This is a genomic window from Corynebacterium timonense (assembly GCF_900105305.1).
GTDB lineage: Bacteria > Actinomycetota > Actinomycetes > Mycobacteriales > Mycobacteriaceae > Corynebacterium > Corynebacterium timonense.
Genome location: NZ_LT629765.1, coordinates 1382287 through 1403885 on the forward strand (window position 1 = coordinate 1382287; position 21599 = coordinate 1403885).

21 protein-coding genes are annotated in these 21599 nt (G+C 68.6%); 14 read left to right on the forward strand and 7 right to left on the reverse strand.

The window, feature by feature from the left end:
* Nucleotides 1-105 precede the first annotated feature (105 nt).
* Entirely contained in the window at nt 106-489 is a 384-nt protein-coding gene (locus tag BLT81_RS06510; protein ID WP_231286598.1) for a hypothetical protein, read from the forward strand.
* A gap of 57 nt (nt 490-546) precedes the next feature.
* Here the strand turns inward: BLT81_RS06510 and BLT81_RS06515 are convergent, their stop codons facing one another.
* On the reverse strand, nt 547-2199 hold the full coding sequence (locus BLT81_RS06515; RefSeq protein WP_040421277.1) for an FAD-binding dehydrogenase: 1653 nt from the start codon (nt 2197-2199) through the stop codon (nt 547-549).
* A 189-nt stretch (nt 2200-2388) separates the two neighbouring features.
* Between BLT81_RS06515 and BLT81_RS06520 the strand changes: the two genes are divergently transcribed.
* Together BLT81_RS06520 and BLT81_RS06525 are read left to right on the forward strand one after the other, a co-directional pair.
* The gene (locus BLT81_RS06520; protein ID WP_040421279.1) at nt 2389-3585 is read left to right on the forward strand and encodes an NAD-dependent epimerase/dehydratase family protein; all 1197 of its coding nucleotides are present in this window, start codon (nt 2389-2391) and stop codon (nt 3583-3585) included.
* Nucleotides 3586-4734 (forward strand): glycosyltransferase family 4 protein, encoded by a 1149-nt coding sequence (locus tag BLT81_RS06525; RefSeq protein WP_019194160.1) that lies wholly within the window; start codon nt 3586-3588, stop codon nt 4732-4734.
* Here the strand turns inward: BLT81_RS06525 and BLT81_RS06530 are convergent.
* Complete coding sequence (locus BLT81_RS06530; protein ID WP_231286621.1) at nt 4731-6131, reverse strand: glyceraldehyde-3-phosphate dehydrogenase; 1401 nt, start codon at nt 6129-6131, stop codon at nt 4731-4733. The genes BLT81_RS06525 and BLT81_RS06530 overlap by 4 nt on opposite strands.
* A gap of 195 nt (nt 6132-6326) precedes the next feature.
* On the reverse strand, nt 6327-7331 hold the full coding sequence (locus tag BLT81_RS06535; protein ID WP_040421281.1) for a 3-hydroxyisobutyryl-CoA hydrolase: 1005 nt from the start codon (nt 7329-7331) through the stop codon (nt 6327-6329).
* A 129-nt stretch (nt 7332-7460) separates the two neighbouring features.
* On the opposite strand from BLT81_RS06535, the gene BLT81_RS06540 reads away from it, so the two are divergent.
* On the forward strand, nt 7461-8114 hold the full coding sequence (locus tag BLT81_RS06540; RefSeq protein ID WP_019194163.1) for a biliverdin-producing heme oxygenase: 654 nt from the start codon (nt 7461-7463) through the stop codon (nt 8112-8114).
* A gap of 81 nt (nt 8115-8195) precedes the next feature.
* Here BLT81_RS06540 and BLT81_RS06545 read toward each other — a convergent pair whose 3' ends face one another.
* Nucleotides 8196-8588, reverse strand: a complete 393-nt coding sequence (locus BLT81_RS06545) for a hypothetical protein (RefSeq protein ID WP_019194164.1) — start codon at nt 8586-8588, stop codon at nt 8196-8198.
* Between the two features lie 93 nt (nt 8589-8681).
* Between BLT81_RS06545 and BLT81_RS06550 the strand changes: the two genes are divergently transcribed.
* The 7 genes from BLT81_RS06550 to BLT81_RS06580 all read left to right on the forward strand — a co-directional run bounded on the left by BLT81_RS06550 (nt 8682) and on the right by BLT81_RS06580 (nt 15374).
* On the forward strand, nt 8682-10610 hold the full coding sequence (locus BLT81_RS06550) for an HtaA domain-containing protein (protein WP_019194165.1): 1929 nt from the start codon (nt 8682-8684) through the stop codon (nt 10608-10610).
* A gap of 50 nt (nt 10611-10660) precedes the next feature.
* The gene (locus tag BLT81_RS06555; protein ID WP_155860832.1) at nt 10661-11707 is read left to right on the forward strand and encodes a heme/hemin ABC transporter substrate-binding protein; all 1047 of its coding nucleotides are present in this window, start codon (nt 10661-10663) and stop codon (nt 11705-11707) included.
* 53 nt (nt 11708-11760) lie between these two features.
* A complete protein-coding gene (locus tag BLT81_RS06560) occupies nt 11761-12753 on the forward strand; it encodes a FecCD family ABC transporter permease (RefSeq protein WP_019194167.1) in 993 nt (330 codons plus the stop codon).
* Nucleotides 12750-13568 carry a heme ABC transporter ATP-binding protein gene (locus BLT81_RS06565; protein WP_019194168.1) on the forward strand — a complete coding sequence of 273 codons (819 nt, stop codon included), beginning with the start codon at nt 12750-12752 and terminating at the stop codon, nt 13566-13568. The genes BLT81_RS06560 and BLT81_RS06565 overlap by 4 nt, the downstream gene beginning before the upstream one ends.
* Nucleotides 13569-13627: 59 nt before the next feature.
* Entirely contained in the window at nt 13628-14434 is an 807-nt protein-coding gene (locus BLT81_RS06570) for an HtaA domain-containing protein (protein WP_019194169.1), read from the forward strand.
* 12 nt (nt 14435-14446) lie between these two features.
* Complete coding sequence (locus BLT81_RS06575) at nt 14447-14719, forward strand: hypothetical protein (RefSeq protein ID WP_019194170.1); 273 nt, start codon at nt 14447-14449, stop codon at nt 14717-14719.
* Nucleotides 14720-14813: 94 nt separating this feature from the next.
* Nucleotides 14814-15374 carry a DNA-3-methyladenine glycosylase gene (locus tag BLT81_RS06580; RefSeq protein ID WP_019194171.1) on the forward strand — a complete coding sequence of 187 codons (561 nt, stop codon included), beginning with the start codon at nt 14814-14816 and terminating at the stop codon, nt 15372-15374.
* On the opposite strand, the gene ppk2 is transcribed toward BLT81_RS06580, so the two are convergent.
* Nucleotides 15371-16204 (reverse strand): polyphosphate kinase 2, encoded by an 834-nt coding sequence (gene ppk2 / locus BLT81_RS06585; RefSeq protein WP_019194172.1) that lies wholly within the window; start codon nt 16202-16204, stop codon nt 15371-15373. The two genes, BLT81_RS06580 and ppk2, sit on opposite strands and share 4 nt — an antisense overlap.
* Nucleotides 16205-16243: 39 nt before the next feature.
* Nucleotides 16244-16567, reverse strand: coding sequence for a putative quinol monooxygenase (locus BLT81_RS06590; RefSeq protein ID WP_019194173.1), 324 nt, complete (start codon nt 16565-16567; stop codon nt 16244-16246).
* A 156-nt stretch (nt 16568-16723) separates the two neighbouring features.
* Here BLT81_RS06590 and BLT81_RS06595 point away from each other — a divergent pair, with 156 nt between their 5' ends.
* Genes BLT81_RS06595 through BLT81_RS06605 form a run of 3 tightly spaced genes read left to right on the forward strand, consistent with a single transcriptional unit; the run spans nt 16724 to nt 20789 of the window.
* Complete coding sequence (locus BLT81_RS06595; RefSeq protein ID WP_019194174.1) at nt 16724-17485, forward strand: LamB/YcsF family protein; 762 nt, start codon at nt 16724-16726, stop codon at nt 17483-17485.
* Entirely contained in the window at nt 17482-19032 is a 1551-nt protein-coding gene (locus BLT81_RS06600; RefSeq protein ID WP_019194175.1) for a 5-oxoprolinase subunit B/C family protein, read from the forward strand. Before BLT81_RS06595 ends, BLT81_RS06600 begins: the two co-directional genes overlap by 4 nt.
* Nucleotides 19033-19046: 14 nt before the next feature.
* Nucleotides 19047-20789: an ATP-binding protein gene (locus tag BLT81_RS06605; RefSeq protein WP_019194176.1), complete on the forward strand. Its 1743-nt coding sequence runs from the start codon at nt 19047-19049 to the stop codon at nt 20787-20789.
* Between the two features lie 11 nt (nt 20790-20800).
* Here BLT81_RS06605 and BLT81_RS06610 read toward each other — a convergent pair whose 3' ends face one another.
* Entirely contained in the window at nt 20801-21583 is a 783-nt protein-coding gene (locus BLT81_RS06610; RefSeq protein ID WP_019194177.1) for a putative hydro-lyase, read from the reverse strand.
* Between the last annotated feature and the right edge of the window lie 16 nt (nt 21584-21599).

The following is a 21599-nucleotide window of genomic DNA, read 5'->3' on the forward strand; positions in this document are numbered from 1 at the left end:
CATTGGCCACACTTAAAAGTTTAATAACCTTTATCTAAACCGGGGCATGATAATGGTCACGTCCGCGCGCCCCGTGGACGGGGATACACTGCCGCCATGGGCTTCATGGACAGACTCAGCTCCCTGTTCGGCGGCGGCGCACGTCTCGTCGACTACCCGGAGGAGTACCGCAGCGTAGAGGTACCCACTCTGCGCGTGCATACGGCGAACTTCTCCCCGGACACGGAGGAGACCCTCGTTATCATCACCCTCGCCTCGCTCGATCCGCTGTCGCTTCTCGACGCCCCACTACGCCTCACCAGCGGCAGTGAACGCCCGGTCACGTTCGTGCCCGTGCGCACGCCGAACGACCCGGCTCTCGACCCCACCCTGGGGTGGATCATCCCGGTCACGCCCGAGACGGCGGCCGAGATCGAGGCGTTGCCGCCGGGGCCGGGCGCGCACGCGCTCTCCACGCTGCACGTGGGTCTCGTGATCGAGGAGGCATAAAGACCACGCCCCCCCCGGCGCGACAGGGCAGGTCACCGGGCAGGTCTGCGACGGCGCCTAGGCTCGCCCTAGCGCCTCGCCCACGCGCTTACCTGAGTGGATGCACCCGCCCAGGAAGGTCCCCTCCAGGGCGTTTTTGCCGTGCATCCCGCCGCCGCCGAAGCCGGCCGCTTCGCCGCAGGCGTAGAGCCCCTCGAACACCTCGCCCTCGGCGTTCAGGGCCCGCCCGGACAGATCCGTCTCGATGCCGCCCAGCGTCTTGCGCGTGAGCACGTGCAGCCGCACGGCGATGAGCGGGCCCTTCGACTCGTCGAGCAGCCTGTGCGGCGGGTGGACGCGCACCACCTTATCGCCGAGGAAGCCGCGCGCCATGCGGATGTAGTTGACCTGGATGTCCTTGGAGAAGGGGTTGGTGACCTGCGCGTCGCGCTCGACCAGCTGGCGGCGGACGAGGTCTGCGTCGATGGGGACGTCGCCAAGCGCATTCATGCCCTCGACCAGCTCGTCGACGGTGGTGGCTGTGACCCAATCGACGCCGTTGTCCTGGAAGGCCTTGATCGGGCCGGGCGTGCCCGAGGCCAGCTTGCCGGCGAGTTTCTTCAGCGACTTGTCCGTCAGGTCGGGGTTTTGCTCCGAACCGGAGAAGATGAATTCCTTGTCGGCGATCGCCTGGTTAAGCACGAACCACGAGTAGCCGTGCCCGGTCCGGCCGATGTGCGTGAGCGCCGCGAGGTTGTCCGAGCCCGGGAACAGGTGGGCGGGCAGGCGCTTCCCCGTCGCGTCGAGCCACAGCGCGCTCGGGCCGGGGATGATGCGGATGCCGTGGCCGGGCCAGACGGGGTCCCAGTTGATCATCCCCTCGGGGTAGTGCCACATGCGGTCGGTGTTGACCAGCCGCGCCCCCGCCTCCGCGGCGATGTCGATGCCGCTCCCGTCCACGAACTCGGGCACGCCCGTGACCATGTTCTCCGGGCACGGCCCCCAGCGGTCCTCGGGCCACGTACGGCGGACCTTCTCCAGGTTGCCGCCGATGCCGCCGGTGGCGATGACCACGGCCACTCCCCGCAGCTCGAAAGCCTCGAGCTCCTCGCTATTCGACGCCTCCCCGCGCGCCCCGGGGTCGTCGGCAAGCCTGGCCCCGCGAACGCCAACGACGCGGCCGCCCTCAACGATGAGCCCGTCGACGCGGTGCCGGAAGCGGAACTCCACCACCCCCTCGTCCTCCGCCCGCGCGAGCGGCTCTGCAAACACCCGGACGACCTCGGGGCCGGTGCCCCAGGTGACGTGGAAGCGCGGCACCGAGTTGCCGTGGCCGGAGGCATCGCCGGAGCCGCGCTCGGCCCAGCCGACGGTCGGCAGCACGCGCAGGCCGAGGTTTTTGAGGTAACCGTGCATCTCGTTCGCCGCGAAGCGCACGAACTCCCTCCCCCATCTGCGAGGCCACTCGTCGTACTCCTCGTCGTCGTAGTCGGCGGAGTTCTCCCAGTCCATCCACGCGAGCTCCTCGGTGTCCGTGACCCGCATGAGCCGCTGCTCCGGCGTGCCCGCCATGAACAGACCGCCAAGCGACCAGAAGGCCTGCCCGCCGAGGTTTCGCCTGCTTTCCTGGTCGACGAAGATCACCCGGCGCCCAGCCTTACTGGCCTCGTAACCAGCGACGAGCCCGGCAAGACCGGTTCCAACGACGATGACTGCCCCAGTTGCTTTCATGGGCGAAACACTACCGAAACTTGGGCCCGCCGTGGTGAAAAAATTTCCGTCGCGTCACCAAGCGTTCACTCCCTTCGCTGAGCGGCCTCTATGTGCGAGCTGTAATGTGGCTAGAAGCCCGCGGCCATAAGGCACCGCGGAACGACGCTCGCGCGCTCCTGCGCGCTTTGTTCTGAGAAAGGGTTTGCTGTGCGGATTGCAGTTCTTGGCGGTGACGGGTTTTGCGGTTGGCCAGCCTCGTTGCACCTGTCCGACCTCGGCCACGACGTCACCATCGTGGACAACCTCTCCCGGCGCGCCATCGACGAAGAACTCGGCGCGGAGTCGCTCACCCCGATCGCGTCGATCGAGGAGCGCTTGACCGCGTGGACAGAAGTCTCGAGCCGCGAGATCGGCTTCGTCAACCTTGACGTCGCACGCGACTTCGACAGTCTGCTCGACTTCATCACGCAGTTCCGCCCCGACGCTGTGATCCACTTCGCGGAGCAGCGCGCCGCGCCGTACTCGATGAAGAACAACCGCACGAAGCGCTACACGGTGGACAACAACGTCAACGCCACGCACAACCTGCTCGTGGCCATTGTCGAGTCGGGCCTCGACGTCCACGTTGTCCACCTGGGCACGATGGGCGTCTACGGTTACGGCACCGCGGGGATGAAAATCCCGGAGGGCTACCTCGACGTCAAGGTGGACGCCGGCGAGTACGGCATGATCGACCAGCAAATCCTCTACCCCACTAACCCGGGCTCGGTCTACCACATGACGAAGGTGCTCGACCAGAACCTGTTCGCCTACTACGCCAAGAACGACGAGCTGCGCATCACCGACCTGCACCAGGGCATCATCTGGGGCACCCACACCCCGCAGACGGAGCGCGACGAGCGCCTGATCAACCGCTTCGACTACGACGGCGACTACGGCACGGTGCTCAACCGTTTCCTCATGCAGGCGGCGGTGGGCTACCCGCTGACCGTGCACGGCACCGGTGGGCAGACCCGCGCCTTCATCCACATCCGGGACATGGCCAAGTGCATCCAGCTGGCGGTGGAGAACCCGCCGCAGCGCGGCGAGCGCGTCAAGATCTTCAACCAGATGACCGAGACCCACCGCGTACGCGACTTGGCCGAGCTCGTCGCCCGCATCTCCGGCGCGGAGGTGGCCCTCGTGCCCAACCCGCGCAAGGAGTCCGCGGAAAACGAGCTGCACGTCGCCAACGACACCTTCCTCAGCCTGGGGCTGGAGCCGACCTTCCTCGAAGAAGGCCTGCTGCGCGAGGTCGAGGACGTGGCGAAGAAGTACGCCCAGCGCGCCGACCGCTCGAAGATCCCCGCTCGCTCCCTGTGGACCGCCGCCCAGTCCGAAGGCGTCCCCTCCGGCGAGAAGTAAATGCGCATCGCCTTTTTCACCGAGGTCTTCCACCCGAAGATCGACGGGGTGGTCACCCGGACGTCGCGCACCCTCGAGCAGCTCGCGGAGATGGGCCACGAGGCCCTCATCTTCGCCACCGGCACCCCGCCCAGCGAGTACGCCGGCTTCGAGGTGGTGAAGGTGCCCTCCCTGCCGTTTTGGCCGGTCTACCCGGAAATCCATTTCGGGCTCCCCGCCCCGCGCATGCCGCGCGCGCTCGCCGAGTTTCGCCCCGACGTTGCCCACGCGATCAACCCGATCTGGACGGCGGGCTTTTCGGCCCTCTACGCGCGCAGCAGGGGCATCCCCATTGTCGCCTCCTTCCACACCGACGTTCCCGAATACACACGCCGGCTGGGCATCCCGTGGGTCAAGCCAATCGCGGAGTTCGGGCTTCGCCTGTTCCACAACCGCGCCGTGACTAACCTGGTCACCTCCGGACCCATGCTGGACAAGGCCGCCGACTACGGCATGACGCACCTCGAGCTGTGGCCGAAGGCCGTGGACACCGTTGGCTTTTCCCCCGAGCTCCGCTCGCGCGACGCGCGCAGCCTGCTAAGCGACGGCCACCCCGACGCCCCCCTCGTCACCTACGTCGGCCGGATCTCCGCCGAAAAGGACGTCGAGCGCACCCTCGGGATCATGGACGAGGTGCGCCGGCAGATCCCCGACGCGCGCCTCGCTCTCGTCGGCGAGGGGCCGCAGTACGAGCAGCTACGTGAGCGGATGGACCGGGACTGGATCACGTTCACCGGCTATCTCTCCGGCGAGACGCTCGCCGCAGCCTTCGCCTCGGGCGACGTCTTCCTCTTCCCCTCGACGACGGAGACCCTCGGTTTTGTCGCGCTCGAGTCGTTCGCCTCGGGCGTGCCCGTCGTCGGCGCACGCGCGGGCGGGGTCCCCTTCGTCATCGAGGACGGCACCACCGGCTTCCTCGTCGACCCGCAGCTGCCCGACTCCGCCTGGGCCGAACGCGTGGTCACCCTCCTGCGGGAACCGGACACCCGCGAGCGCATGGCTGCCGCCGCCCGCCAGGAGGCACAGAGGTGGTCGTGGCGGGCATCCACCGAGAAGCTGGTGGAGGTCTACGAAGCAGCAGTCGCGAGCGCAGCCCCGCGCCGCAGCTAGCGGATCTCCTGCGGGTCCTTGCGCGCCGGGTAGATCGTCGGGCGGACGCCGCCGATCTCCTCGACGATACGGATGACCTGGTTGGAGTAGCCGTACTCGTTGTCGTACCAGACGTAGAGGACGAGGTGGTTGCCTGAGGCGATGGTGGCCAGGCCATCGACGACACCAGCGTGGGTGGAGCCGAGCAGGTCGGTGGAGACGATGTCCGGGGAGTTGATGTAGTCGATCTGCTGGCGCAGGTTGGAGTCGGTGGACACGCGGCGGAGGAAGTCGTTGACCTCGTCTTTGTCCACCTCCTTGTCCAGGTCGAGGTTGAGCACCGCCATGGAGACATCCGGGGTGGGCACCCGGATGGCGTTCCCTGTGAGCTTGCCCTCAAATTCGGGCAGCGCCTTCGACACGGCCTTGGCCGCGCCGGTCTCGGTGAGCACCATGTTCAGCGCGGCGGCGCGGCCGCGGCGCGGGCCCTTGTGGTAGTTGTCCGCCAAGTTTTGGTCGTTGGTGTAGGCGTGGACCGTCTCCACGTGGCCGTGTGTGACGCCGTAGCGGTCGTTGATCACCTTGAGCACCGGGGTGATGCCGTTGGTGGTGCACGACGCCGCGGAAATGACGCGGTCCGACTCCTCGGTGGTGATGTCGCCGTGGTTGACGCCGTAGACGATGTTGCGCACGTCGCCCTTGCCCGGGGCGGTGAGCACGACGCGGTCGACGCCGGAGGACTCGAGGTGCTGCGACAGGCCGGCGCGGTCGCGCCAGCGGCCCGTGTTGTCCACCACGATGGCGTTGTCGATGCCGTAGCTGGTGTAGTCGATCGAGGCCGGGTCGTCGGAGTAGATCATCTGAATCGGGGTGCCGTTGGCCCAGATGATCTCCTTGTCCTCGTCGACGGAGATGGTGCCGTTGAAGGCGCCGTGGACCGAGTCGCGGCGCAGCAGGGAGGCGCGCTTGAGGATGTCGTCGGATCCCTTCTTGCGTACAACCACCGCGCGGAGGCGGACACCGCCGTACATCGCCTCGCGGGCGATAAGGATGCGCGCAAGCAGGCGGCCGATACGGCCGAAGCCGTAGAGGACCACGTCGCGCGGCTGAAGCTCGTCGCCGCCATTGATGACCTCGCCGAGCTCTTCCTCGAGGTAGGAGCGCAGGTTCTGGCCCTCGACGCGCGCGAAGTTCTTAGCCAGGCGGCCCAGATCAATGGAGGCGGTGCCGAGGTTGAGCTGGACGAGCTCCCTGAGGATCGGCAGGGTCTCGTCGAGGGGCAGCTCGCGCTCGACGATGCGGCGCGCGTAACGGTGCGCCTTGATGATGTCGATGTCGGTCACACCCACCAGAAGCCGCCCGTAGATCGAGGTGACCACGTTGTTTTCGCGGTGCAGCTGGCTGATGAGGGGCAGCATCTCCTGCGCGAGGGTCAGCTTGTGGTTCCAATCGTTGGAGGTGGGGGTTGCGTCAGTCACAGTGGTCCTTCTTTAGGCTTCGTGAGGCGGGTGTTCTACCAAAATGTGCGCGTCCCGGGGGTACGCGCTGGCCGCCTATTCTAACGGAAAGACTCCCGCCGGAACCCCAACCGGGCGCGGCGGGGGCACCCCCGATCAGCGCAGGACCGCGCGGTACCTATCGGGTTCCGGCTGCGGCGCGAAGCTGGCGTCGCGGCTTTTGTCCACGAGCACCGCGCGCACGCCCTCCGCGAAGTCGGGTTCCCGGGTGAGTACGGAGCCCAGCGCGAGCTCGTTGCGCAGCGCGGCCTCCAGGTCGCGGTTGGCGTTCACGCGGATCAGTTCCGCTGCGGCGACGAGCGCCGAGGGCGAGGCCTGGGCAGTGAGCTCCCCGACCAGCTCGGCAAACTCGGGGTTCTCGCCGAGGCGTGCGGAGATGTCGGCCCATGGGCCGTCGAAAAGCGCATCGATGGGTTCGTACCACTGCTCGAGGGCCGAAGGGCCGGGCTCGAGCGCAACCTCGTCGAGCACCCCGAGGCCCTCCGTGGCGATGCGTTCGGCGAGGCCCTCGAGGGTCTCGGCGGCGACCTTGTGGGTCGCCAGGCCCGTGGCCAGCATGTCGTCGGCCGTGAGGCGGTAGCCCGTCAGCGCGAGGAAGGCGCCGAGCGCCTGCGAGGGGTGCCCGGGGAGGTTCTGGAGCAGCCAGCTCATGCCGACGTCCGTGACAAAGCCGATGTTCATCTCCGGCATGGAGGCAAACGCCTCCTCGGAGACCACCATGTGCGAACCGTGCGCGGAGACGCCGAGACCGCCGCCCATGTCGACGCCGCCGACGAGGGCGATGTAGGGCTTCGGGTAGCGCGCAATGTCAAGGTTGAGCGCGTACTCCTCCTCGAAGTAGCGGTCCACGTGATCGGCGTTGCCGCTGAGAATCCCCTCGCGGGCAGCCTTGACGTCGCCGCCGGAGCAAAAGTGCTTGCCGGCGGAGCGGATCACGACCTGCTCGATGGCATCGTCGTCGCGCCACTGCCCGAGGATGTCAGCGAGCTGGGTGATCATGTCGTAGCTGAGAGAGTTCAGCGCCTTGGGACGATCAAGGGTGATGATGCCCGTGCGCTCCACGACCTGCGTGATTACCTGCGGTGATTCATGCGTACTCATGGTCCCAAGTGTTCCACAACACATGAACCATGAACACCGTCACCGAAATCATACTTTTAGTTGATTGACCCCGCCGCCTCCGCGTTTATGATTAGGCAAGGCTTACCTACATATCTAAAGGAGGACCTCATGACAATGTCCCTCGCCGCCCCGCTGTCGGCGGCCCTGCGCGACGAGACCGCGACCGCCCACCACGACGCAGAAAACACGGACTTCATGTCCGCTCTCGTCCGCGGCGAGCTGCCCCGCGACGGAGTCGTCGACCTCACCGCCCAGTACTGGTTCGTCTACTCTGCGCTGGAAGAGGCGGTGCGACGACTCCCCCGCGACCCCGTCTTTGCCGCCATCGCCGATCGACGCCTCGAGCGCGTCCCCGCCCTCGAAGCCGACCTGGCCCACCTGCTTGGACCGGAGTGGCGCTCGGCGATCGTCCCCACCCGTGCGACCCTCGCCTACGCTGCTCAACTCGATTCCTTCGGGCCCGACGACGCCCCAGCCATCGTCGCCCACCACTACGTGCGCTACCTCGGCGACATCGCCGGTGGCCAGGTCATCGCCCGCATGCTGTCCGCGAACTACGGGCTCGACGCCCAGGCCCTGAACTTCTACGATTTCTCGGCCGTGGGCAAGATCCCGCCCTTCCGGGCCCGCTACCGCGAGGCACTCGATGCGCTCGAACTCACGGACGCCGAACGCGCCCGCCTCATCGGCGCAGCGAAGGAGGCCTTCGCGCTCAACCAGGCAGTCTTCACCGAACTTCAGGGACGCTGCCGCAACGCGTAGCGCCGTGCCCGCCGCGCGGGCGTTGTGACCACGGGCGTTGTGACGAAGCCCGCGCACGCGATCCCCTGGGGCCGCAGTGCGCTAGGCCAGCGCCAGTGTCGCCCAGGCGAGGGCGGCGCACACGCCGCCCACGATGACCCCGCCGGTGAGCGTGTAGTCGGCGGGGACGAAAAACAGCCCCGCGACAACGATCGCCGCGATAAGCAGCCACATGCCGGCGGTGATCGCTCCCGCTTTCCACGTATCCCGGGCCGGATCGGACGCGGGCTTGCGCGCCGCCAACACCACGAGTCCGACGATCAGAACAGCGGCCGCCCCGAGGGCGACCGGCAGGATGCCGGCGGTACCCCCGAACGCGAGGACCCCCACGCACAGGCTGATCACCAGCCGCTCGAGAGACCTGCGCGTATCCGCGTTTCCGCGCTGCACCGCAGAGCTCACAACGGCGATCGTTTCCGTGTCGTTTTCCCGCACGGTACCCCTTTCTTAAGTTTGCCTTGCCTTAATTGCAAACTTGAGGTTAGCCTAACCTGGCACGTAATACTATCCCCGGCCGCAAAGGACCCCATGAACACTCGCTCACTCTGCCGCTCGCTCTGCGCCGCGACCGCCACCGCAGGCCTCCTCGCCCTCGGGCCGTTCCCCTTCCCCGCGCTCATGCCGGACGCCGCGGCGCAGGATACCGCCTCGACCCACCGCACCGTCACAAGCGGCAGCGTGGAATGGGGTGTGCGCACGTCCTTCCGCAACTACATCGAAGGAAACATCGCGCGCGGGCAGATCGAGATGCTCAGCCCCGCCTCGCGCACGGGCGGAGGCTTCGAATTTCCCGTCGCGTCCTCCGCACTCAGCTCCTCCTCCTCCGGCCAGATCAACTTCGCAGGCGGTGTTCGCTTCACCGGCCACTCGGGCGTACTGGACATGACGCTGCAGAACCCGATCCTCGTGGTCAACGGCACCAAGGCTGAGCTGCGGGTGGACTACCGCACCCTCGAGTACAACGGCATGCAAACCCACGAGCCCGGCAAGCTGCTCACCGGCACCGAAGCGGTCTTTGCCACCATCACTCTCTCCTCGCCCGCGGACTTCTCCGCAGACACCGTCACGCTCAACGGAACTGCCCAGCTGGCCTCCCAGGCCACCGAAGTCTTTGGCGGTTTCTACCAACCCGGGGAGGAGCTCGATCCCATCTCCATTAGCTTGTCGCTGGGCACCGCGCACGGACCCGCCCCGAAGCCCAAGTACTCCCTGGGCGGTGGAGGTGGCCCCGGCGGGAACACGGGCGGCGGCACGGGCGCCACCCGTTCGAACGCAACGACAGGGCCGGCGAAGCTTCTGGGCACGATCAACGACACCCTCATTGAGGTCAACGGCCTCTTTGTCAACAGCGACAACATCATGCGCAACAGCAAGAAGCTTCTCGCTGGAGGCGACAGCGCACACTCAGGCGGGGGCGCCGCGAATCCGAACAACACGGCCGCCCCCGCCAACAATGGCCCCACCCAGGGTGGGCAGCCCGCCCCAGCGGCGCCTAAGCCCCCGAACTCCGCCCCCGGGCAGGCGGCCACCTCCGCCCGGACCGCGTCGGCGCCACACGCCGCCGGAGGCGGGGCGGCGGGTGGGGCGGCGCCGAGCACGGGCGCCTCGGGCGACGTCTGTCACGCGCCCGGCTCCCGAGGGGTCACAAGCGCGAACGCCGAGTGGGGCGTGCGGCAGTCCTTCCGCACCTACATCCGCGGCACCATCGCACGGGGCGGCTGGGAGCTGAGCAACGTCGGCGACGCTGACAAGAAATTCCAGTTCAGCGGCAACTCGGGCGCCGTTGACCCCGGTGCAAGGTCGGGGTCGATCCTGTTCCCGGGCAGCATCCGTTTCACCGGGCACTCGGGCATCCTGGACACGCGCTTTTCCAACATCGAGATCACGTTCAACGGCACCACCGGCTCGCTGATCGCCAACGTCTCCTCCAACGACGTCGAGGGCAGACCGCACGAGTACGGGCGCGTCGCCCTCGCCGACCTGTCATTCACCCAGCTCGACGTCTCCGATAGCGCGGTCAGCGGCAGCGCCACCACCGCGCTCACCGCGGTCGGCGCGGAAGCCTTCGGCCAGTTCTACCCGGTGGGCGACCCGCTCGACCCGATCTCCTTCACGGCCACCCTCGGTGGGTCGGCCAACTGCTTGGAGGGCCAGGGCGGCACCGCTTCCGGTGCAGCCACGGGCAAGGGCAACAGTGCGGAAAACGCCCAGGCGAAGCTCAGCGGGGCGGCCGCCACGCAGGCCGCAGGAGCCGGCGGTAGCGTCCTCGACGATCTGACGGGTGACGCCACGACCACCTCGAGCGAGCAGCCGGAGGGCGGCAAGTTCCAGATCAAGAACGCCGCGACCGGCAGCGGCGGGGCGGGCGTCGACGACGGCTTCCTTGCCCGGCTGCTCCTGCTCCTCGGTTCTGTCGCGGGAGCGGGTGGGGCGCTGGTTCGCTTCGTCGTGAAGTAACTGCAGGTAACTGCGCGAACTCGCTGGTTCAACAACTACGGAGAAAGATAGTGACGAAACGTTGTTCATTGGTCGCCGCAGTGTGCGCGGCCGCCCTCGCCCTAAGCTCCTGCGCCTCGTGGGACACCCCGATCGAACCGGTCGCTGTCGAAGCGACGGGGGATCCGCGCACAACGCAAGGCGCGTCCATCATCTCGCAGGTGCCGGAGGTGGAACCCGTCACAGCGACGCCGCAGCACCTGCTGCCCGTGAGCTTAACGGACGCCGACGGCTACGACGTCGAGGTCACCGACACCTCGCGGATCTTGGCCCTCGACCTGTACGGCACGTACACGAAGACCCTGCGGGGCCTCGGCCTGGGCGACAACATCATCGGCCGGACGGTGAGCTCCGACGAGCCCTCACTGGCGGATCGGCCGGTGGTGACGGAAAACGGCCATTCACTCAACGTCGAGGCGATCTTGAACCTCGCGCCGAGCCTGGTCATCGTCGACCACTCTGTCGGCCCTCAGGAGGCGATCGACCAGATCCGCGCGGCGGGCGTGACCACGGTGGTGATGGAACCGCAGCGCTCCATCGACTCGATCGGCGCGGACATTGAGACGCTCGCCGCGGTGGTCGGAGAGCCGGAGGCGGGCGCGGAGCTCGCCGAGCGCAGCGAGCGGGAGTTGCAGCAGGCGAAGGAGGCCATCGCGAAGGTGGTGCCGGAGCAACCGCTGCGGATGTCTTTCCTCTACGCCCGCGGCACGGGCGGTGTGTTCTACCTGCTCGGCGAGGAGGCTGCGACAGACGACCTGATCGGCGCGCTCGGCGGCGTGGACGTGAACACTCAAAACGGCATCGGTGCGCCCTCCCCCGCCAGCCCGGAGGCCCTCGCGGAGGTCAACCCCGAGGTCTTTGTCATGATGACAGGCGGGTTGAAATCCACGGGCGACATCGAGGGGCTCCTCCAACGCCCCGGGGTGGCCCAAACAATCGCGGGGCAGAACCGCCGGGTGCTCGCGCTTCCCGACGGCGACTCCCTCGCCTTCGGCCCGCAGACCGGCCAGCTCCTCCTCAGCGCGGCCAACGCGCTATACGGGGGGCAGCAGTCCTAGTGCACCCCTCACCTGGTGGCGCCTTCGCCGTCCGGCGTCGGCGCCGCACCCTCATGTATGCCTGCACCGCCGTCGGCCTTCTTGCCGCGGCGGCTGTGTCCGTGACAGCGGGCCAGTATGAGTTGCCGCTCGCGCAGCTCGGCCCGATCCTCGCGGGCGGCCCTCACAACGCCACTGACCTCGACGCCTCCGTCGTCTGGCAGATCCGTCTGCCCCGCCTCGTGCTCGGCCTCATCGTTGGCGCCGCCCTCGGAGTCGGCGGCGCGCTCATGCAGGCCGTCTTCGCCAACCCGCTGGCCGAGCCATCGGTCATCGGCGTGAGCAGCGGCGCGGGCGTCGGGGCGGCCGCCGCCATCGTCTTCGGGTGGAACGTCGTGGGCGCGATGACCACGCCGTTATGTGCCTTCGCGGCGGGCCTCGCCACGACGGCTCTGGTCTACCAGCTGTCTCGTATCGGCGGCTCCGTCCGCGTGATCAACCTCATCCTCGTCGGCATTGCGGCCAACGCGTTAGCCGGGGCAACGATCGCGTTGCTTACCTTCATCGCCCCCACGACAGCCCGCGAGAACATCATTTTCTGGCAGATGGGGACGCTCGCCGGCGCGACCTGGGAACACACGGGCATCGTGGCCGTCATCGCGGCCATCGCGCTCGGCGGCGCTCTGCTGCTCGGCCGCCGGCTCGACATCCTCGCGCTTGGCGACACCGCCGCCTTCCACGTGGGCATCAACGTCACGGCGCTCCGGGTTACCGCCATTGCTCTCTCGACCCTGCTCACCGCGGCCGCCGTGTCCTTCGCCGGGCTCATCGGCTTTGTCGGCTTGGTCGTGCCGCACATCGTTCGCACGGTGATGGGCCCGTCCAACGCCGCCCTCCTTCCCGCCTCGGCGCTCGGTGGGGCGTTGCTCATCGCGGTCGGCGACGTGCTGGCCCGCACGCTCATCGCCTTCGCTGACCTCCCGATCGGCATATTCACCGCGATGATCGGCGGCCCCGTGTTTTTTGTGCTGTTGCGGCGGATGATGCGCAAGGGAGGCATCGCATGAGCGTCATCGCGCGAGAGGTCTCCGTGGCTATCCACGGCACGACAATCGTCGATTCGGTCTCTCTCACGGCCCACCCCGGCGAGGTGACGGGGCTGATCGGCCCCAACGGCGCTGGCAAATCCACCGTGCTCGCCGCGTTGTCCGGAGGCGTGGCGCTGTCCTCCGGGGCGGTGGAGTGCGCGGGCCTCGACGTGGCGGCGGCGAGCCCCGCCGAGCTGGCCCGAGTGCGCTCGGTCATGCTGCAAGACGTGTCGGTCGCCTTCGGCTTCCTCGTCCGCGACGTCGTGGCCATGGGCCGCGCCCCCTGGGGCCGTTCGTCTCGCGACGCCGAGCTTATCGACGCCTCACTCGCCGCCGCGGGCATCGAGCACCTCCAGGACCGCCAGGTGACAACCCTCTCCGGCGGCGAGCGTGCGCGCGTCGCGCTGGCCCGCGTGCTCGCTCAGCAGACCCCTGTGGTGTTCCTCGACGAGCCCACCGCGGCTTTGGACGTGCGCTACCAGGAGGCGACGATGGGTACCGCCCGCGTTCTTGCGGACCGGGGGCGCACTGTGGTTGTCGTGCTGCACGACCTTTCGCTCGCCGCGGCCTACTGCGACCGCGTGGCGTGCCTCAAGGGCGGCCGTCTCGTGGCGGCAGGGCGCGTCGACGAGGTGTATACGCCGGAGACCCTCTCTCGTGTTTACGACTGGGATCTGTCCATCACCCCGTCGCCTATCCGGTTGCACGTCACACCCCAGCTGTCGCACGGACGGCTGCCAGCCGATTCGCCGCTGTTCACCGTCCTACCCCCGCGCCACCCCCGCTCTTGTTAGGCCAGCGTGTCCTTATTAAGGTTAGCCTCACCTCGTAGTCCAACCTTCAAGGAGCACATATGCCAGAACGTTCCCGCACCGCCGTCGCCGTCGCGACAGCCCTCGGCCTCGCGGCCACCACCCTCGCCGCCCCCGCCGCCCACGCGGAAGCCCCGGCGAAACTCGACGGCGGCACCGTGTCATGGCCCATCAAAAAGTCCTTCCTTCGCTACATCCAAGGCTCCATCGCGCAGGGGTCGATCACCCCCTCGGATGGCGCGCAGGTGACCAAAGACGGCGAGTCGATCGTCGACCTCGTCTTCCCCGTCGACGCCGCCGCCTCCGAGATCAAGCCCGATGGCAGCGGGGTCATCGACCTCAAAGGTGCCGTTAAGTTCCTCGGCCACAAAGGGCACGGCGGGGCCGAGTGGGGCCTGGAACTGGAGTACTCCGACCTCAAGGTCCACATCACCGACGGCACGAAGGGCGTCCTCACCGCCGACTACCGCCGCGTCGGCGCACTGCCGGGCAAGACCCCCGACACGGCCACCGGCGACGACCAACCCATCGTCTCTTTCACAATGGCAGCCCCCCTCAAGCCCGGCGACGACCTGACCTTCAAGGGCGGCTCCCCCACCACCACCGTTCTGGAGCATGGCGAAAAGACCTTGCTCCAATACAAGAAGAACGACGTGCTGGAAGACGGCCCCATCACCCTCGACCTGGCCTTCGCTAAGGGCCAGACCCCGACTCCGCCGACCTCCCAGAAGTCAAGCCTTCCGCCCGTCGGCATCGCCGGTATCGTTCTGGCCATCGTCGGCCTCCTCGGTGGCCTCGCCTCGCTGCTGGGCGCCATCCCCGGGCTGAAACTGCCGGGGCTGCGCTAGGCGGGGCTGACAATGAAGCTGAAGACCACCGGCGGCGCGCTCACCCTCGCGCTGGCTCTCTCCCTGGGCGCGGGCCACGCCCCCGCGGCGGCGGAGACACCTGCAGCGGAGACGCAGGCGTCGTCGCCCCACGCGCTGTCGTCTCCCACGCTGTCCTCCACGCTGTCCTCCACGAAGGACGACTCCATCGCGGCGCAGGTCACGAACGCGCTCGCCCTCGCCATTGCCGTGGTCGGTTTGACTGCCGCGCTCGCCGGCCTGGCGAAGGGGGTGATGCCTCTGTAGCGCCGCACTGATGATCTCGTTGGACGCCCCGGGCCCGCCACAGGCCCGGGGCGTCGCTGTCTCTTTCACCCCCGCGCGCCTAGTATGTACGGCGATGACCGTGAACTTCACCGACCCCGCCGACGTCGTCGCGCCGCAGCTGCTCGGCTGCCTCATCACCCACAACGGCGTCACCATCCGCCTCACCGAGGTGGAGGCCTACCTCGGCGCGAGCGATAGCGCCGCGCACACCTACCGCGGCAAGACCGCCCGCAACGCCGCCATGTTCGGCCCACCCGGGCGCCTCTACGTCTACCTGTCCTACGGCATTCACCACAACGGCAACATCGTCTGCGCCCCCGAGGGCGAGGGGCAGGGCTGCCTGATGCGCGGCGGGGAGGTCGTCGCCGGGGAGGACCTCGCCCGCCAGCGGCGCCAGCGCCCCGACCGTGCCCCGATCGCCCACGAAAACCTCGCCCGCGGGCCCGGCAACCTGGGCCGGGCGCTCGGGCTCGAGCTGGCGGACAACGGCACGCCTGTCGAGATCAGCGCGCGCGAGGCCGAGCCCGAATGGGTGCGCGGCCCGCGCGTCGGCATCTCGAAAAACACCGAGGCGCCCCTGCGGTTTTGGGTGCCCGGGGACGCGACTGTGTCGACGCCGCGGGGGCGTCGCTAAGCCTTCTTCTCAAGCTTCCTGGCCACGTCGGGCACGTAGTTGAACTCATTGCGCGGGGGGCGCTTGTAGCCGTCGCCCTCGGGGCGCGTCGGGATCTCCGGCAGCTCGCGCTCGATCCGCTCGTAGGGGATGGTGGACAGCAGGTGCGAGATGACATTGATGCGCGAGCGCTTCTTGTCCTCGCTTTCCACAGTGAACCACGGCGCCGAGGGGATGTCGGTATGCACGAACATTTCGTCCTTCGCCCGGGAGTAGTCCTCCCAGCGGGTGATGGACTCGAGGTCCATCGGGGACAGCTTCCAGCGGCGCAGCGGGTCGTCGCGGCGGGCCTCGAAGCGGCGCGCCTGCTCCTCGTCGGAGACCGAGAACCAGTACTTGCGCAGCATGATCCCGTCCTCGACGAGGAGGCGCTCGAAGATCGGCGCCTGGTGCAGGAAGCGGCGGTACTCCTGCGAGGTGCACAGCCCCATCACGCGCTCGACGCCCGCCCTGTTGTACCAGGACCGATCGAAGATGACGATCTCGCCCGCCGCCGGAAGGCGCTCGATGTAGCGCTGGAAGTACCACTGCGTCCGCTCGCGCTCCGTGGGCGCGGGCAGCGCCTCGACCCGGCACGTGCGCGGGTTGAGGTACTGCGTGATCCGCTTGATCGCGGATCCCTTCCCGGCGCCGTCGCGGCCTTCCATCACGACGACGAGGCGCGCGCCCGTTTCCTCGACCCACTGCTGCATGTCCACCAGCTCGGCTTGGAGGCGCACCAGCTCCTTTTTGTACGCCTTCTTCGACAGCTTCGGCGGCTTTCCGGACTTCTTCTTTTTCGCCTCGCTCATGCCTGTCCACGCTACCGTGACCGGCTGCGCCCCTGAGTTCTACTCCACCTTGAACTCCGCCATCTCGTCCCACTCGGCCTTGCCCTCGATGAGGGTGTTGATGATGGAGGGGGTCTCAACCAGGATCGTCGGAAACAGCTCGGCCGCCCGCTGAAAGTGCTCGGAGTTCACGTGCGCCTCCGCGGCGTCGTCCGCGAAGCCCTCGACGAGGATGTAGCGGCCCGGGTTATCGGTATCGCGGTACCAGTCGAAGAAGAGGCAGCCCTCCTCTGCCCGGGTCGCGCGGGTGAAGTCGTCGACGAGTTCGCGGAAGTTCTCCACGTACTCGGGCTTCGGAATGAACCTGACGTTGATCAAAATCATGCGCCCCAGCGTACAAGCACGGCGGATCAGCCCGTCGCCGAAACTCGGCGCAGGGCGCGGTATAAATAAGGCATTGACCACGTGTGGCGAGGGCGCATCCGTCCCAAGCCGCACTCCGTTTCTTTTTGTTTCTTTATTTTGGGAAGGCACACGAACGTGAGCACAACCATCGACCTCAACGCCGACCTGGGCGAAACCACGGCCGGCAACCCCGTTGCCGACGACGCCGCCATGCTCGAGATGGTCTCCAGCGCGAACGTCGCCACCGGCTTCCACGCCGGGGACCCCCACTCCATCGCCGGGACTCTCGCCGCCGCCGCGCGGGCGGGTGTCGTCGTCGGCGCGCACCCCGCCTACAACGACCCGGCCGCCTTCGGCCGCCGCTTCGTGGACTACGCTCCCGCCGAGCTTGCCGACGAAGTGCTGTACCAAATCGGCGCCCTCGACGCGCTCGCCCGCGCCAACGGCACGCAGGTGCGCTACGTCAAGCCGCACGGCGCGCTCTACAACACCATCGTCCACCACGAGGCGCACGCCCGCGCGGTGATCGACGGCATCAAGGCGTTCAGCCCCGACCTGCCGGTGATGCTCCTTCCCGGCGGCGTCGCCGTCGACATCGCGGAGCGCGCCGGCCTGCGGGTGGTCCGCGAGGCCTTCGCCGACCGCGGCTACAACCCGGACGGGACCCTGGTCTCGCGCCGCGAGCCGAACGCCGTCATGCACGACCCCGAGGCTGTCGCCCGCCGCGTGCTCCAGGTCGCCGCGACGGGCTCAGTCACGGCTGTCGACGGCACCGAGATCAACGTCGAGGCCGAATCCGTCTGCGTCCACGGGGACTCGCCGGGCGCGGTGGAACTGACCCGCAGCGTCGTGGCGCGCCTGGGCGACGAAGGTATCGAGATCAGGAGCTTCCTGTGAGCGCACCCGTGGTCAAGCGCGTGGGCAGCCGCGCGCTCATCGTCGACCTGCCCGATCTTGCCACGGTGATGGACTGGCACGCCGCGCTCTCCGCGCGCCCGCTGCACCGCCAGACGGACGTGGTGGCCGCCGCGCGCACCGTACTTATCACCTTCGATTCCGCCGGCGCGGCCGCCGCCGCGGCCAGCGCCCTGGCGGCCTTCCGGCCGGACGCGGCGCGGCGCGCCACCCCGCGCGACATCGAGATCGAGGTGCTCTACGACGGCGCCGACCTCGGCGAGCTCGCGGACTCGCTGTCCATGAGCCGCGCGGAGCTCATCGACTGGCACACCTCCACCACCTGGGTCGCCGCCTTTGGTGGCTTCGCCCCCGGGTTCACGTACTGCGTCCCCGCCGAGCCCGAGCGCGCGCTCGACGTCCCGCGGCGCTCCTCGCCCCGCACCCAGGTCCCGGCGGGGGCGGTCGCGGTGGCCGGAGACTTCTCCGCCGTCTACCCGCGCACCTCCCCCGGCGGCTGGCAGCTCGTGGGCACCACGCGCACCCCCATGTGGGACTCCGCGGCCACCCCGCCGGCGCTGGTCGCCCCCGGCGACCGAGTGCGCTACGTGGCGGTCGACTCGCTGCCCGAAGAAACCGCCGCCGGCCAGCAGAGGGCCCAGCTTCCTCCGCGCCGGCCCGTCCTCGCCGTGGACGATCCGGGCCTGCAGACGCTCTACCAGGACCTCGGGCGCCCGGGCCACGGCGATCTCGGGGTGACGTCCTCGGGCTCCGCCGACCGCGCCTCGGCGCGGGCAGCCAACGCCGCGGTGGGTAATCAGCGCGGGGCGACCCTCCTGGAAAACATCGGCGGGCTGACGCTTCGCGCCCTGACGGAGACGGTCGTCGCTGTCACCGGCGCCGAGGCTCACGTCACCGTCGACGGGCGCCCGGCGCTTCTCGCCCACCCAACCCTCGTACCGGCGGGGGCACAGCTGGTCGTGGCCGCCCCAAGCACCGGCATGCGCACCTACGTCGCCGTGCGCGGCGGCCTCGTCGCTGACGCGGAGTTGGGGTCCTCCGCCACCGACATGCTCTCGGGCCTCGGCCCCGCGCCCGTCGCGGCGGGCGACACGCTCTCCGTGTCGCTTCAGGCTCCGCAGTCCACGAACCCGCGAGTGGTCAACCCGCTGCGCGTGGCGCGCGAAGGCGCCGACACCGTTGGCGTGGTGCGCTGCGTCCTCGGCCCCCGCGACGACTGGTTTACGCAGGAGGCCGTGGAGCGCTTCCTGTCCACGACCTTCACCGTCACTCCGGAATCGAACCGGGTGGGGCTGCGGCTCGAGTCGGACGACCCGCTTGAGCGGGGGCGCGAGGGCGAGCTTGCCTCGGAGGGCATGGTCGCCGGATCCGTCCAGGTTCCCCCCTCCGGGCAGCCCGTGCTTTTCCTGCGCGACCACGCAGTGACCGGAGGATACCCCGTCATCGCGACCGTGATCAGCGACGACGTCGACGTCGCCGCCCAGCTTCCCCCCGGCGGAAAAATCCGCTTCGAGCTTTATTCCGTGTAAAGGACATCTTTCCCATGACTCTTCACACCGTCCTCATTGCCAACCGCGGCGAGATCGCCGTCCGCATCGCCCGCACCGCCCGCGACCTCGGCATCCGCTCCATCGCGGTCTACTCCGAGCCGGACACTGGCGCGCTGCACACCCGCGTCGCCGACGAGGCCTACCTCCTTCCGGGACGCACCTCGGCGGAGACGTACATGAACATCCCCGCCCTCATCGACGTCGCCCACCGCGCCGGGGCGGACTGCTTGCACCCAGGCTACGGCTTCCTCTCCGAGAACGCGGACTTCGCCCGCGCGGTGCAGGACGCTGGGCTTACCTGGATAGGCCCCGCCCCCGAATCCATCGAATTGCTCGGCGACAAGCTGGCGGCCCGCGCCGTCGCCGTCGAGGTCGGCGCCCCGCTGGCGCCGGGCACCTCCGAGCCTCTGTCGAGCTGGGAGGAGGCGCGCGAGTTCGCCGAGGAGCACGGCATGCCCATCGCCATCAAGGCGGCCTTCGGCGGCGGCGGCCGCGGCCTCAAGGTCGTCTTCGACGAAGACGACATCGAGGAGGGCTTCGCCTCCGCGGGCCGCGAGGCGCGCGAGGCCTTCGGCCGCGGCGAGTGCTACGTAGAGAAGTTCCTCACCCACCCGCGCCACGTGGAGGCGCAGGTCCTCGCCGACACGCACGGAAACGTCGCCGTGTTGGGCACGCGCGATTGCTCGACGCAGCGCCGCTTCCAAAAGCTCATCGAGGAGGCCCCCGCGCCCTTCCTCACCGCCGAGCAGCGCCGCAGCATCGAAGAGGGCGCCCGCGCCATCTGCGAGAAGGCGGGCTACGTCTCCGCCGGCACCGTGGAGTACATCGTCTCCGAGGACGGCACCGTGTCCTTCCTAGAGGTCAACACCCGCGTCCAGGTCGAGCACCCGATCACCGAGGCCATCACCGGCGTCGACATCATCGCCGAGCAGTTCCGCATCGCCGACGGCCAGCCCCTCTCTTTCGCCGGCTCCGACCCGTCCATCACGGGCCACGCCTTTGAGTTCCGCATCAACGCGGAGGACGTCACCAACGGCTTCGCCCCCTCCCCGGGCACGATTTCGCGTTTCGACGTCCCGACGGGCCCCGCAGTCCGCATCGATTCGGGCGTGACCACGGGCTCGACGATCCCCCCGTATTACGACTCGCTCATGGGCAAGCTCGTCGTGTGGGGGCCTGACCGCGCGACGGCGATCCGCCGCGCCCGCCAGGCCCTGTCCGAGTTCAGGATTGAGGGCGTGCGCTCCGTGCTGCCCTTCCACCGCGACATGATCGAGGCCCCGGAGCTCGTCGGTGACAGCATCAGCGTCTACACCGACTGGGTCGACCACAACTACTCCCCGTCGGCGAACCACGAGGTCGCCGACATCGAGCAGCTTTACGACGATCGCACCAGCGTCGTCATCGAGATCGACGGCAAGCTCCACACCGTGGGCATCCCGACTGCCCTTCTCAGCGCCGGCGCTGGCCGAGACGCGGACGCGGATACCCCCGCTGCTGACTCTGGCTCCAGTGCCAAGGCAGGCGCTGGCTCCGTGACCACGAAGTACGAGGCCACCATCGTCGAGTGGCTCGTTGCCGACGGCGACATGGTCTCCGCGGGCGACGCCGTGGCCACCATCGAGGCCATGAAGATGGAGTCCACGCTGACCGCCCCCACGGACGGCACGATCACCTTGGCCGCGGCTGAGGGCGATCGCGTGCAGGCGAACGCGACGGTCGCAACGATCGCCTAAAGCACCCGTCCCTAGGGCACCTGGTAGAAGCTGTCCCGCACGTCGGTGACGAGCATCCGGCCCGGCGAGTGGCAGATGGCCAGGTCGGGTGCCGAGTGCATGACGACGGACTGCGGAGTCACCCCGCAGGCCCAGAACACCGGGATCGTGCCCGGGGCGATGTCCACGGCATCGCCGAAGTCGGGGGCGGCGAGGTCTCCGATCCCGATCGCCGCCGGGTCGCCCACGTGCACCGGCGCGCCGTGGACGGCCGGGTAGCGCGAGGTGACGCGCACGGCGTCCGCCACCTGCGATGCCGGGATCGGGCGCATGGAGACGACCATCGCGCCGGAGAAGACGCCGGCCGGGGTGCACGGGATGTTCGTGACGTACATGGGCACGTTGCGGCCCTGCTCGATGTGGGCGACGGGGATGTGGGCGTCGACAAGCGCCTGCTCGAAGGTGAACGAACAGCCGATGAGGAAGCTGACCGTGGTGGGGGTCCAATAGTCGCGGGCGTCGGCGACCTCCTCGACGAGCGTGCCCTCGCGGAAGATGCGGTAGGAGGGGATGTCCGTGCGGATGTCGCCGCCCGCGAAGAGCTCCGAGGTGGTCTCGCCCGCCTCTAACACGCCGAGAAGGGGACACGGCTTCGGGTTGCGCTGCGCGAACAAGAGGAAGTCGAAGGCATAGCGCTTGTCGAGGGCAATGAGGTTCGCCTGGGCGTAACCAGGCGAAAAGCCCGCCGTTGTGGGCACCTCGGTGGTGCGAAACAACGCGCGGGCTTCGGCGGGGGTGGCGGTGGCGGGGTTCATACCCCGCTATTTTAGG

Excerpts from the sequence above, each read along its gene's own strand:
- BLT81_RS06510 (WP_231286598.1), top strand. The coding sequence starts at position 106 with ATGGACAGACTCAGCTCCCTGTTCGGCGGCGGCGCACGTCTCGTCGAC.
- BLT81_RS06515 (WP_040421277.1), bottom strand. The coding sequence starts at position 2,199 with ATGAAAGCAACTGGGGCAGTCATCGTCGTTGGAACCGGTCTTGCCGGG.
- BLT81_RS06525 (WP_019194160.1), top strand. The coding sequence starts at position 3,586 with ATGCGCATCGCCTTTTTCACCGAGGTCTTCCACCCGAAGATCGACGGG.
- BLT81_RS06530 (WP_231286621.1), bottom strand. The coding sequence starts at position 6,131 with ATGCTGCCCCTCATCAGCCAGCTGCACCGCGAAAACAACGTGGTCACC.
- BLT81_RS06535 (WP_040421281.1), bottom strand. The coding sequence starts at position 7,331 with ATGAGTACGCATGAATCACCGCAGGTAATCACGCAGGTCGTGGAGCGC.
- BLT81_RS06540 (WP_019194163.1), top strand. The coding sequence starts at position 7,461 with ATGACAATGTCCCTCGCCGCCCCGCTGTCGGCGGCCCTGCGCGACGAG.
- BLT81_RS06550 (WP_019194165.1), top strand. The coding sequence starts at position 8,682 with ATGAACACTCGCTCACTCTGCCGCTCGCTCTGCGCCGCGACCGCCACC.
- BLT81_RS06560 (WP_019194167.1), top strand. The coding sequence starts at position 11,761 with ATGTATGCCTGCACCGCCGTCGGCCTTCTTGCCGCGGCGGCTGTGTCC.
- BLT81_RS06565 (WP_019194168.1), top strand. The coding sequence starts at position 12,750 with ATGAGCGTCATCGCGCGAGAGGTCTCCGTGGCTATCCACGGCACGACA.
- BLT81_RS06570 (WP_019194169.1), top strand. The coding sequence starts at position 13,628 with ATGCCAGAACGTTCCCGCACCGCCGTCGCCGTCGCGACAGCCCTCGGC.
- BLT81_RS06575 (WP_019194170.1), top strand. The coding sequence starts at position 14,447 with ATGAAGCTGAAGACCACCGGCGGCGCGCTCACCCTCGCGCTGGCTCTC.
- BLT81_RS06580 (WP_019194171.1), top strand. The coding sequence starts at position 14,814 with ATGACCGTGAACTTCACCGACCCCGCCGACGTCGTCGCGCCGCAGCTG.
- ppk2 (WP_019194172.1), bottom strand. The coding sequence starts at position 16,204 with ATGAGCGAGGCGAAAAAGAAGAAGTCCGGAAAGCCGCCGAAGCTGTCG.
- BLT81_RS06590 (WP_019194173.1), bottom strand. The coding sequence starts at position 16,567 with ATGATTTTGATCAACGTCAGGTTCATTCCGAAGCCCGAGTACGTGGAG.
- BLT81_RS06605 (WP_019194176.1), top strand. The coding sequence starts at position 19,047 with ATGACTCTTCACACCGTCCTCATTGCCAACCGCGGCGAGATCGCCGTC.
- BLT81_RS06610 (WP_019194177.1), bottom strand. The coding sequence starts at position 21,583 with ATGAACCCCGCCACCGCCACCCCCGCCGAAGCCCGCGCGTTGTTTCGC.